The sequence below is a fragment of the Citrobacter sp. Cpo040 genome, from assembly GCF_030332915.1.
Lineage (GTDB): Bacteria > Pseudomonadota > Gammaproteobacteria > Enterobacterales > Enterobacteriaceae > Citrobacter > Citrobacter portucalensis.
This window is the reverse complement of sequence record NZ_JAOWGX010000034.1, coordinates 706,401-718,263: the sequence shown is the minus strand read 5'-3', so window position 1 is coordinate 718,263 and position 11,863 is coordinate 706,401. Positions and strand designations below refer to the sequence as shown.

12 protein-coding genes and 1 pseudogene are annotated in these 11,863 nt (G+C 46.9%); 5 read left to right on the top strand and 8 right to left on the bottom strand.

All coding sequences use genetic code 11. From position 1 onward, the window contains the following. Positions 1-42: 42 nt before the first annotated feature. A complete protein-coding gene (locus OGX86_RS08205; RefSeq protein ID WP_128317127.1) occupies positions 43-2,157 on the bottom strand; it encodes a putative bifunctional diguanylate cyclase/phosphodiesterase in 2,115 nt (704 codons plus the stop codon). A 411-nt stretch (positions 2,158-2,568) separates the two neighbouring features. Here OGX86_RS08205 and OGX86_RS08200 point away from each other — a divergent pair, with 411 nt between their 5' ends. The 4 genes from OGX86_RS08200 (at position 2,569) to dbpA (ending at position 6,661) form a co-directional block, all read left to right on the top strand. Beyond that, positions 2,569-3,678 carry a methyl-accepting chemotaxis protein gene (locus OGX86_RS08200; RefSeq protein WP_071692408.1) on the top strand — a complete coding sequence of 370 codons (1,110 nt, stop codon included), beginning with the start codon at positions 2,569-2,571 and terminating at the stop codon, positions 3,676-3,678. 154 nt (positions 3,679-3,832) lie between these two features. Next, positions 3,833-4,816 carry a zinc transporter ZntB gene (gene zntB / locus OGX86_RS08195; protein WP_032943570.1) on the top strand — a complete coding sequence of 328 codons (984 nt, stop codon included), beginning with the start codon at positions 3,833-3,835 and terminating at the stop codon, positions 4,814-4,816. 275 nt (positions 4,817-5,091) lie between these two features. Then, complete coding sequence (gene ynaL / locus OGX86_RS08190; protein WP_095533097.1) at positions 5,092-5,259, top strand: proline-rich small protein YnaL; 168 nt, start codon at positions 5,092-5,094, stop codon at positions 5,257-5,259. A 28-nt stretch (positions 5,260-5,287) separates the two neighbouring features. Next, positions 5,288-6,661 carry an ATP-dependent RNA helicase DbpA gene (dbpA, locus tag OGX86_RS08185; RefSeq protein WP_048223933.1) on the top strand — a complete coding sequence of 458 codons (1,374 nt, stop codon included), beginning with the start codon at positions 5,288-5,290 and terminating at the stop codon, positions 6,659-6,661. Positions 6,662-6,739: 78 nt separating this feature from the next. Here the strand turns inward: dbpA and ttcA are convergent, their stop codons facing one another. The 3 genes and pseudogenes from ttcA to OGX86_RS08170 form a co-directional block, all read right to left on the bottom strand. Beyond that, positions 6,740-7,675, bottom strand: a complete 936-nt coding sequence (ttcA, locus tag OGX86_RS08180; protein ID WP_048223931.1) for a tRNA 2-thiocytidine(32) synthetase TtcA — start codon at positions 7,673-7,675, stop codon at positions 6,740-6,742. Between the two features lie 49 nt (positions 7,676-7,724). Continuing rightward, positions 7,725-7,988: pseudogene (locus OGX86_RS08175) on the bottom strand (tyrosine-type recombinase/integrase); the annotation flags it as partial. Positions 7,989-8,309: 321 nt separating this feature from the next. Beyond that, a complete protein-coding gene (locus tag OGX86_RS08170) occupies positions 8,310-8,552 on the bottom strand; it encodes a DinI family protein (protein WP_032943565.1) in 243 nt (80 codons plus the stop codon). Between the two features lie 407 nt (positions 8,553-8,959). Between OGX86_RS08170 and OGX86_RS08165 the strand changes: the two genes are divergently transcribed. Continuing rightward, positions 8,960-9,121 (top strand): hypothetical protein, encoded by a 162-nt coding sequence (locus OGX86_RS08165; RefSeq protein ID WP_167493775.1) that lies wholly within the window; start codon positions 8,960-8,962, stop codon positions 9,119-9,121. A 104-nt stretch (positions 9,122-9,225) separates the two neighbouring features. Here OGX86_RS08165 and OGX86_RS08160 read toward each other — a convergent pair whose 3' ends face one another. From OGX86_RS08160 to ompC, 4 genes are all read right to left on the bottom strand, one after another. Further along, entirely contained in the window at positions 9,226-9,447 is a 222-nt protein-coding gene (locus OGX86_RS08160) for a hypothetical protein (protein ID WP_128317125.1), read from the bottom strand. Positions 9,448-9,610: 163 nt separating this feature from the next. After that, on the bottom strand, positions 9,611-10,045 hold the full coding sequence (uspF, locus tag OGX86_RS08155; protein WP_003833207.1) for a universal stress protein UspF: 435 nt from the start codon (positions 10,043-10,045) through the stop codon (positions 9,611-9,613). A gap of 81 nt (positions 10,046-10,126) precedes the next feature. Further along, on the bottom strand, positions 10,127-10,339 hold the full coding sequence (locus OGX86_RS08150; protein ID WP_003833205.1) for a KTSC domain-containing protein: 213 nt from the start codon (positions 10,337-10,339) through the stop codon (positions 10,127-10,129). A 145-nt stretch (positions 10,340-10,484) separates the two neighbouring features. Beyond that, complete coding sequence (ompC, locus tag OGX86_RS08145; RefSeq protein WP_048216298.1) at positions 10,485-11,618, bottom strand: porin OmpC; 1,134 nt, start codon at positions 11,616-11,618, stop codon at positions 10,485-10,487. Positions 11,619-11,863 lie beyond the last annotated feature (245 nt).

The window sequence follows — 11,863 nt, the reverse complement described above, 5'->3', positions numbered from 1 at the left end:
TGTGTTGCCCGTTTAATGGCATCTGTTTTTTATATTACAGTCTCATAATGTTATTGATTGTTGAGGAGACAAAGACTGTACGATTCGCTGCTGCTTAATGTTGCTTTCCGTTGGAATCAATTCATGGATCTGATGCGCAGGCAACGGTTTTGCAAACAAGAAACCTTGCAGCACACCACATCCCATCTGGGTCAGGAGTATTTCCTGCTCCTGGGTCTCTATTCCTTCAGCCACCACTTGCATATTCATGGAGTGGGCTATGTCAATAATAGTAGACACAATCTTTGTATTTTTGCTGTTCTCGCTGATATCTTTAACAAATACTCTGTCAATTTTTAATTCCCGTGCCGGAAGAGACTTCAACATCAATATATTTGAATAACCGGTACCGAAATCATCAATAGAAACGGTGATCCCTAAAGCTGAAAATGCATTTAAGACTTCAGCGCTACGTTTTAAATTTTTAAGTGCTGTACTTTCAGTCAATTCCAGCGTGAGATATGCAGGTGATAGTTGATATTGTGCAAGGGCGCTACAAACCACATCAACGATGTCATGTTGTTCAAACTGGGAAGGGGAAAGATTAACGGCGAGGGTCCATTCCGCATGGCCCTGTAACTTCCATTGATGTAACTGCTGGCATGCCTGCTGGATAACCCATTTACCGACCGGAATGATAAGCCCTGTTTCTTCCAGCGCAGGCAGAAACTCTGCGGGTAACAGCATGCCGCGTTCCGGGTGATGCCAGCGTAATAACGCTTCAAAACCGGTCAGGGAATGATCTCCGGCGGTGTATTTGGGTTGGTACCAAAGCTCAAATTGATCGTGTTCCAGAGCTTGTGACAGTTCCTGTAAAAATGTCGGCGGTGTATCGGCGATAGCTTCCATTTCTGGGCTATAAATAGCCCAACCGTTTCTGCCAGCCTGTTTGACATGATACATCGCCATATCAGCCTTTACTTTTAACTCATGCAACGTGGAACCATGCTCAGGATAAATACTGCTTCCCGCACTTAACGAAACCCGAATGGTGTACCCAAAAAGCGTGAAAGGATCGCCAATCGCAGCGGCAATCCGGGTCAGCAGAGCGGTGATATCCTCTTTATTGCAGTCAGGAACCAGAAGAATAAACTCATCTCCCCCCAGCCTCGCCAGCGTCATGGTGTCATCAAGGCAGCTGTAGATTCGCTGCGTACTGGCGATCAGCAACTGATCGCCGATGTGATGTCCCCAGGTATCGTTAACGACTTTGAAGCGATCGAGGTCGATGAATACCAGAGCAAATTGATGCTGATCCAGTTTGGAATGCTGCAGACAGGCCTGTAAGCAGGCATCAATCTGTGTGCGATTGGCAAGTCCGGTCAGTGCGTCGAAGTGGACCTGATGCTCAAGCTGGCAATTAAGTTGATGTAAGTTGTCTGCCAGCCGGGAGGTACGCAGTTGCGAATCCACCATCGACACCACCAGCATGATACCCAAAATAACCAGCGTGACGGCGCAGACCCAGACAGAGAGTTCCAACGTGCTGAGCCCATTGTGTACAGAGTGTCCAAAATGGGTGAATGTTGCCGCTCCCATCCCGGTGTAATGCATAGAGGCAATCGCCAGCGCCATAATAAAGGCGGCGACAAGCCGATTGATCAGGACTCGACGGGTATTTTGGCGTAAATGAAACGCCAGCCACAAACCCACACCAGATGCAACGATGGCAATCATCACTGAGAGCAGTATCAGCGAATGACTCCATAGGATGGCAACATGCTCAATGATGGCATACATGCCAACGTAGTGCATGGTGACGACACCGGCGCTTAATATTCCTGTGGCTACGACTAATCGTTTTGTTGAAAGCGTATTACCGGAAATGGCGATATTAATGGCGAGAGTTGCAGAAATGAGCGCAATAAAGAAAGAAAATGCCGTGAGCGAAAAATGGTAATTGATCGGCATACTCATCTTCATGGCCAGCATACCGATAAAATGCATTGACCAAATACCCATCCCTAGCGTAGCCCCGCCAGACAGCCGCCAGAAGGTAGATTGTCGTCGGTTGGAGATTGCCACCTTGCCCGCACTATCGAGAGCAATAAAAGAGGCAATAAACGCGACAACAAAGGAAATCCCAATCAATACAGGGTCCCACGACACGTTCAACATCATACTACCTATCGAAAAAAAGCCGTGGTAATAAATCTAGCAGGTTTTGTCCAGTTAACATGATAACACCGGGAATGTTCTTATGTTTTTACACTGGTATTAGAGGAAACAGGAAAATAGTGAAAATAACGAGTCATTACTTATATAAACATTCACCAAATTTATAGTTCTGTGCGTTTTATGCTCTCCATGTGCTTGTCATCACAATAACCTGATGCCTGGCGCCATTACAGCCATTTAATGGAATAAAACACTGAACTAACAGAAATAAAAGGTGCAATTTCTTGCCTTAAGTAAAAGGATTGCGGGCTCTCATTGAAAGTTCAGCTTTCGTCGCAGAGCAATGGCATTCTGCATTGCAGGTGCTATAAAAAATAATATCTACATGATTTCTTTGTGCACAGGACTAAAATGTTAAATGATATTAGCGTCAGAACCTTCATTATTTTATTTCTGCTCATTTCGGCGGTTGCTCTCAATATTGTTGAGATGATTTTCTCGGCCACGTCGGAAATTATAATTGGTACGAATGTGGTAAGCCTTATTTCTATATTATGCTTATGGTGGTATATGACGAAATACCTGGTCATGCCGATCAATACGGTAAAAAGGAGCATTGAGGAAGTGACGTCTGGGAATCTGGCGATCAGTATTCCAGAGTTTGGTAATAATTGTGCAGGTAGACTAATACCGGGCATCAATAGTTTATCGAGTAATATTTCAACACTCGTTAATGAGATCAGAACATCCTCGCAAACGGCGATGGCGCTCTCTGAACAGCTTGCGGAACGCAGCGCCGAGCTTTCAGTGAAAACGGAACAACAATCCGGAGCATTGATGCAGACGGCTGCTAATATGGATGAGATAGCCGTTAATACGCGAAATAATGCTGACAACACGCAAATCGCCAGCGTCCAGGCAACAGTTGCCACGCAATGCGCCATTCAGGGTGGCGAATTAATGGTGCAGGTTGCGACAAATATGCGTTCAATCACCGAATGTGCACAGCAGATGACGGAAATTATTACGCTAATTGATGGTATCGCATTCCAGACAAATATTCTGGCATTGAATGCTGCCGTGGAAGCGGCGAGGGCCGGTGAACATGGCAAAGGTTTTTCCGTGGTGGCCGGTGAGGTCAGAATGCTTGCACACCGAAGTGCGGATGCTGCTAAGAATATTAAGCAGCTGATTGCGCAAACCCATCAAAATGTTCAGCAAGGTGCAGCTATTGTGCGTGAAGCAGAAAAAAATATGCATGATATTGTCGGTGGTGCCGGTCAATTAAACCAACTGATGGGCGAGATATTAACCACTACACAGGAGCAGGAGAAAGGAATTATCAGAATTACTCATGCACTGGCCGAACTGGAGAATGTAACCCAAAGTAATGCCATTATGGTTGATGAGCTTTCTGATTCCTCAGGTATCCTGAAAAACCAGGTGATTGATCTCCAGTCGCGAACACATAAATTTCGCTTAAGTAACGCTCTTGAGTCAGCGAGATGGCAGCGGGCTTAACCGGACATCTCGATGCAAGCGTCGCAATCGTCGGCGCTTTTTGTATTATCAGATATTTTTATGAATCATTTCAGCACAATGGGACAATGAGATATTGCTTAACATATTCTGACAGCTAGACTAACGAAAAAAGCTGAATGTTTGTGGAGGCGCTGTGGAAGCCATTAAGGGAACGGATGTTAATGTGCCGGATGCCGTGTTTGCCTGGCTGTTGGATGGCCGGGGTGGGGTGAAACCCTTGGAAGATAACGATGTTATCGATAGTCAGCATCCCTGCTGGCTACATCTTAATTATACCCATCCTGAAAGCGCCCAATGGTTGGCGACAACACCTCTTCTTCCCAACAATGTGCGTGATGCGCTGGCAGGCGAAAGTACACGCCCACGCGTCAGTAGAGTCGGGGAAGGTACGCTGATTACACTGCGCTGTATTAACGGCAGCACCGACGAGCGTCCTGACCAACTTGTGGCGATGCGCTTATATATGGATGAACGTCTGATTGTCTCAACCCGCCAGCGCAAAGTGCTGGCACTGGATGATGTGGTCAGCGATCTCCAGGAAGGGACAGGACCGGCTGATTGTGGCAGTTGGCTGGTGGATGTGTGTGATGCGCTAACCGACCATGCCAGCGAATTTATCGAACAGCTGCACGACAAGATTATTGATCTGGAAGATAACCTGCTCGATCAGCAGATCCCACCGCGTGGTTTTTTGGCTTTACTGCGTAAGCAGCTAATTGTGATGCGCCGTTATATGGCACCACAGCGTGATGTCTATGCCCGTCTGGCGAGTGAACGTTTACCCTGGATGACCGACGACCATCGGAGACGGATGCAGGATATCGCTGACAGGCTGGGGAGAGGGCTGGATGAAATAGACGCCTGTATTGCCCGGACCGGTATTATGGCGGATGAAATTGCGCAGGTGATGCAGGAGTCTCTGGCTCGCCGAACGTATACAATGTCATTGATGGCAATGGTTTTTCTTCCCAGCACATTTTTAACTGGGCTTTTCGGCGTTAACCTCGGCGGTATCCCCGGCGGTGGTTGGCAGTTTGGTTTCTCACTTTTTTGTATTCTGTTAGTGGTCCTGATTGGTGGTGTTACTTTATGGTTGCACCGTAGTAAATGGTTGTAACAACAACGTTTTTTAGTGGCTTTTGCGCATGAAAACGTCCTGATTTTTGAGCGAAGTCAATAAACCATCTACCTATTCGGGGCAATATCTCTCTCGCAGGTGAATGCAACGTCAAGCGATGGGCGTTGCGCTCCATATTGTCTTACTTCCTTTTTTGAATTACTGCATAGCACAATTGATTCGTACGACGCCGACTTAGATTAGTCGGCTTTTTTTTGCCCGCAGGAAATCAGCGTCTACCCTAAAAGAGTCAACCTGAATGACTGGAGGGGTATATGACCTGTCTGATTGCAACGTCGAACACTGATTCGCTACCGACCGATCCGGTTCCCATTCCCGATCCCATACCTCGTCCGCAGCCCATGCCGGATCCGCCGCCGGATGAAGAACCGATTAAATTGTCGCATCACGGGCACAGATCTGCGAGGATACGCGCCTGCTGAATGTGAGTTTTTACCGCGAGATTAAATTGTGACCGCTTTTTCAACCCTGAATGTTTTACCTGCTGCTCAACTCGAGAATCTTAACGAGCTGGGCTATCTTGAAATGACGCCTGTTCAGGCTGCTGCGTTACCGGCAATCCTGGCAGGTAAAGATGTTCGCGTGCAGGCTAAAACCGGCAGTGGCAAAACGGCTGCTTTTGGTCTTGGGCTATTACAGCATATTGATGCCGCGCTGTTTCAGACGCAGTCTCTGGTGCTGTGCCCAACGCGCGAGCTTGCCGACCAGGTGGCGGGTGAACTGCGTCGTTTAGCGCGCTTCCTGCCAAACACCAAGATCTTAACGTTGTGCGGTGGGCAACCCTTTGGCGCACAGCGTGACTCCCTGCAACATGCACCACATATTATTGTTGCCACACCGGGTCGTTTACTTGACCACCTGCAAAAAGGCACCGTTTCTCTGGATGCCCTGAATACGCTGGTTATGGATGAAGCCGACCGCATGCTGGATATGGGCTTTAGCGATGCGATTGATGATGTCATTCGCTTTGCGCCTGCGTCACGTCAGACTTTGCTGTTTTCCGCAACCTGGCCGGAAGCCATTGCTGCTATCAGTGGCCGGGTACAGCAAAATCCATTAACGATTGAAATTGATACGGTCGATGCGTTACCGGCGATTGAACAGCAGTTTTTCGAAACCTCCAGCCACGGAAAAATTCCGCTGCTGCAAAAGCTACTCAGCCAGCATCAACCCGCATCGTGTGTGGTTTTTTGTAACACCAAAAAAGATTGTCAGGCCGTTTGCGATGCACTGAATGCGGCAGGGCAAAGCGCACTGTCATTACATGGCGACCTGGAACAGCGCGATCGCGATCAGACGCTGGTTCGTTTTGCCAACGGTAGCGCGCGCGTCCTGGTCGCAACCGATGTGGCCGCACGTGGCCTGGATATCAAATCACTTGAGCTGGTAGTTAACTTCGAACTGGCGTGGGATCCGGAAGTCCACGTCCATCGTATCGGACGTACCGCGCGTGCCGGCAACAGCGGTCTGGCGATTAGCTTCTGTGCGCCGGAAGAAGCGCAGCGTGCCAACATCCTTTCTGAAATGCTGCAACTGAAGCTGAATTGGCTAACTGCGCCAGTTAACGGCTCAATCCTGCCGCTGGAAGCAGAGATGGCGACGTTATGCATTGATGGCGGTAAAAAAGCGAAAATGCGTCCTGGCGATGTTCTGGGGGCTCTGACCGGTGACATTGGCCTGGATGGCGCTGATATCGGCAAAATTACTGTTCATCCGGCACACGTCTATGTCGCCGTCCGCCAGAACATAGCGCACAAGGCGTGGAAGCAATTACAAAACGGTAAGATTAAAGGCAAGACTTGCCGGGTCCGGTTATTGAAATAACTACCCGTTGGGGCGCCTGATGGCGCTCCGCTTATCAGGCCTACAGGCGCTTATGCACGTTGTAGGCCTGACAGACGCTTACTTCACTTCCACCACGTTCAGGCGTAATTCATCCAGTTGAGCATCATCTTCTTCTGGCTGCCAGCCCGCAGGCTGCAGCGGGATCTCTTCACGATCGAACGCTAAATCACCGCCGTTCACAACCTCTGAGCCGTGCTTAATGCCTTTAAAATCGAACAGATTGATATCGCTCAGATGTGAAGGTACAACGTTTTGCATTGCGCTGAACATGGTTTCAATGCGGCCTGGATAGCGTTTGTCCCAGTCACGAAGCATGTCGGCAATGACCTGACGCTGCAGGTTAGGCTGTGAGCCGCACAGATTGCACGGAATAATCGGGAAACCTTTCGCCTCGGAGAAACGCTCGATATCTTTCTCACGGCAGTAAGCCAGCGGGCGGATCACGATGTGCTTACCGTCATCACTCATCAGCTTCGGCGGCATGCCTTTCATTTTCCCGCCGTAGAACATGTTTAAAAACAGCGTTTGCAGGATGTCGTCGCGATGGTGGCCGAGCGCAATCTTGGTGGCACCTAACTCGGTTGCCGTACGGTACAGAATGCCGCGACGCAGGCGAGAGCAGAGCGAGCAGGTCGTTTTGCCTTCTGGGATTTTGTCTTTGACGATCCCGTAAGTGTTTTCTTCGACAATCTTGTACTCAACGCCCAGCTGTTCAAGATACTCTGGCAGAATGTGCTCCGGGAAACCGGGTTGTTTTTGATCGAGGTTAACCGCAACTAAGGAAAAACTGATCGGGGCGCTTTGCTGCAAATTACGCAGGATCTCCAGCATGGTATAGCTGTCTTTCCCGCCGGAAAGGCACACCATAATGCGATCGCCGTCTTCGATCATATTGAAATCGGCAATGGCTTCGCCCACGTTACGACGCAGACGTTTTTGCAGTTTGTTCAGGTTGTATTGTTCTTTCTTTGTAACTTGTTGATTATCTTGCATTCTTACCGTTCTCAAAAACCAAAAGGGGCATATAATGGGCAAACTTCAATCACAGGGCTAGTTGGTTATTCAACATTGCAACCCGATCGTCATTCATTTCTTCAATCCATGTACTGTAGACGTCGTACACTATTTGCGCGTTTTCATGCCCCATCTGATTAGCTATAAATGATGGGTTCGCTCCAGCCGATTACTGCCAGCAGGCAAAAGTATGCCGCGTATGGTACGGATTACGGCGACGAATACCAGCACGTTTTACAGCTGAGTTCTATCTGGCACCGATGTTACTCATAGAGTAGTAAGATTTTTGCTCTTCGTGACCAGACCAGAATAAACTACGAACAGCATGATTGAATAAAGGTACATGGCCCCGGACAGGAAGCAATTAATCAGCTGAAAGCAGATATTGAAGCGTTGAAGAAAATTGTGGAGCAGTTCACCGCCAGATAATTCAGTTCTGAACTATCAACGAGCAATGTCAGGGAGCGAAAAACGCAGGGTGTAGCGAACTGCCGCAACCATGCCGTATGCAAGAGCATGGCTGCGGCCGACCGGCAAACGTCCGATAGTGCGAGTATAGAATGATTGCCAGTCACAGCGGATGGTACTTAAGCAATATGACGGTTCAAGGTGCTTAATCTGAAACCAGCCACATATCAGCCTCTTCAAACATTTCTTGAACCGTTCGGCTTATCTGTTCTTTTTCATGCTTGCTGGCGTCAGTGTTGATCGCCGGAAGTGTCATCATCGGTTTAACCCGAACTTCAGCATCGGGGAAGATCCGATGAACCCTCTTGGTCAACTCGCCCAGAATAATATCTTTTGCGCCGGGCAGACCATCAAAATTCCTTTTATCATAAACGAGTTCCACGAACATTGCTTATCGCTCATTTGCTGGGTTTATATACAGTATTTATACTCTGTTTTTACCTGGGTTTCAAGAGAGGACGTAATGTTGTCGCGACGTAGCGATACATCAACGCAGGAAAGCGAGAGCCGTACCATCGATATTATCTGTGCATCGAACTGTCATTTAGGATAGTCATGTAGGATAGATGCGTAGAAACATAGGGTCCATTATGTAATATATCTTTTTGCGGACCGATTTATTCTTTTTGATTATCCTCATTTAAAAAATGGTAATGATACCCTCATCGCTTAACGGGTTGTTTAAATGACGCCTTGCCAGGATTGGGGTTATTTGTTAAATTGTCTGCATAATCGTTAAATACATTAAGTATTACACGGACGTTATTTGTACAAAAAATAAATGATGGAGTTAAAATGAAGTGTGTGTTAGCACTAATGTTGAGCATGGTATTGTCAGGATGCACAACAAATGATTGGTTGGATGCCGCCAGTGGGATAATGCAAGCTAAAGACAAAAATGAAAAAGACGCAAGAAATAAGCGCATAAAAGCAGCAAATAAGGCTGCAGGATACTAATTTATAAGCAATTAATCTATTCCTCTATTATCTTAGTTGATATAAGAGGAATGGTATTCTAATCTTCCTTATTGGCTAAATATTCCCCTATCTCTCGCCTGTTGTCAGGATATATAGCCAAAATGTTTTTTATTCCCATTCTTATCGAATGCCACATAAAAAGACATTGTCTCTGCATCTTTTCTTAAGGTGTAGTTGATGCAAGTCCCATTTATTTCCGGAATATTTATCTCACTATCTGGTTTTCCACCTGCGGCAAAAACTGTAGATTTTGTCGCATTAGGGGCGTAGGTTGCTTGCACAAGTGGATCATTATCAAATTTCATAAAACTGAAACTACAGGCGCTTAATAAAGGAACAAGTAAGTTTGCCTTTTGCGGCAACGTGCTGAATGTTCTGGCGGGAAAAATGTCAGCACATTTAGGACAGGAATCGTGGGGGATAAGGCGTAGAAACAAAAAGCCCGCAACGATGTGCGGGCCAAACAGCTTAGCGGACTACCAGTACCGAACACTCCGCGTGACGCACTACCGCCGCGGCGTTAGAGCCCAGCAGGTAGGTGGTGATGTCAGGTCTGTGTGAGGCAATAATGACCATATCAGCCGGTAATTTTTTAGCGATCTCCAGAATCTTGTCTTTCGGCGCACCTTCTGCGACATGAACGTGCACTCTGTCCGTTGGGATATTGAACTTCTTGATAATCTCTTCCAGTTGAGATTTCGCTTCGGCTTTCAGATCGTCCATGGCCGGTAACTCTGCCGAGTAGGCCAGTCCCAGGGAAGCGTAATAGGGCAATGACGGAATGACGGTCAAAAAATGAACCTGTGCATCGTCGATCTTTGCTTCTGCTTCAACATGGGCAATAACGCGTTGAGTTAATTCTGAGTCTGAAATATCGATGGGTACAAGAATCGTTCTGTTCATAAAACCTCCTGTTTAAGTATCCACCTAAAGCTTACCGCGTAATGGCACTTTATGTACAATGACAACGATCACATTTTGGCATCACTTTATTTTGATTTCAGGAAATTTGCCTTTTATTACCCCATCGTAAAATCGGCCTTTAGAGACCACGATCAGGAAATCACGAAAAATACGGGCAGGGACCTGCTGATATTGCAGCGTAGCCAACTGGTGAAAGCGAATTTCTAGCGTGCAAGAGGATTCGTCATAGCCGACGGATGCAATACGGGATGATTTTACAGGATGATGATTCATTGCAGGTATCCTCTACTACAGACCTTAATGCAAGATATCATCTATCAGAGATGTGTTTTAACGCAACAGATATAATGTTTTGAATGAGATAAAACAGAATTATTAGAGCGTAAAGAGAGCCCGCCGTTGCCAGCGGGCTGACGGATTAGAACTGGTAAACCATACCCAGTGCTACAGTGTCATCGGTAGAGATGTCATTGGCAGTGTAGAAGGTTTTGTCTTCATCAAGCAGGTTGATTTTGTAATCAACGTAAGTGGAGAAGTTTTTGTTGAAGTAATAAGTGGCACCTACGGAGGCATATTTAACCAGATCCTGGTCACCGTCTGATCCGTTTACACCCAGATCTTTACCTTTAGACATCAGGAAAGAAACTTCCGGACGCAGACCGAAGTCGAACTGGTATTGTGCAGTGACTTCAAAGTTCTGAGTTTTGTTGGCAATAGTATTATCACTACCGTCAGAACCACCATACGGGGTCATATTGCGGGTTTCAGAGTACATGGTTGCCAGGTAGATATTGTTCGCGTCGTATTTCAGACCAGCAGTCCATGCGTCAGCCTTATCACCACCTGCGGTAGAGTGGTTTACCTGCTCATTAGTACGGTCAGAAGAGGTGTATGCCGCACCGAAGCTTACGCCCATACCCAGATCGTAGGTAGAGGAGATACCGAAGCCGTCACCGTTAGAGTTCTTCATGTTACGATCGTCGCCACCGTTATTGGTGCCTTCTTGCTCTGGTGACTGATTTTCGTTCGCACCCTGGTACTGCAGTGCAACGTTCAGACCGTCAACCAGACCAAAGAAGTCGGTGTTACGGTAGGTTGCAACACCGTTTGCACGACCGGTCATGAAGTTGTCAGCTTTGGTGTAAGAGTCGCCACCGAATTCTGGCAGCATATCGGTCCAGCCTTCAACGTCGTACATTACGCCGTAGTTACGGCCGTAGTCGAATGAACCGTAGTCGCCGACTTTAATACCTGCGAATGCCAGACGAGTCCAGGAGTCGCCTTTATCACCTTCGGTGCCGTTGGCCTGAACCTGATATTCCCACTGGCCATAACCGGTGATCATATCATTAACCTGTGTTTCGCCTTTGAAGCCCATACGCATATAAGTCTGATCGCCATCGCTGTTAGCGTCGTCAGAGAAATAATGCAGGCCGTCTACTTTGCCATAGAGATCTAATTTGTTGCCGTCTTTATTATAAACTTCAGCAGCGTGAGCAGCGCCTGCAGCCAGCAGGGCAGGAATTACGAGAGCCAGTACTTTTCTGTTCATTGAAATAATCCTTTAGTTTTTTTATTAACCTGTGACTACCCATGTAGGGAGTAAAAGCATGCTAAAGGAGAAGTTCCGTAAAGAGATAAATATGAATTGTTACGTCTTAAGTAAAACCTTAAACAAATAATTCTACGGAAATAGTGATAGTTGACATGAATGAGTTAATGAAAATATATATAAAATAAAAATTATACAATTGAATTTTGTTGGGCTATTCTGCGCGTGTTATATGCCTTTATTGT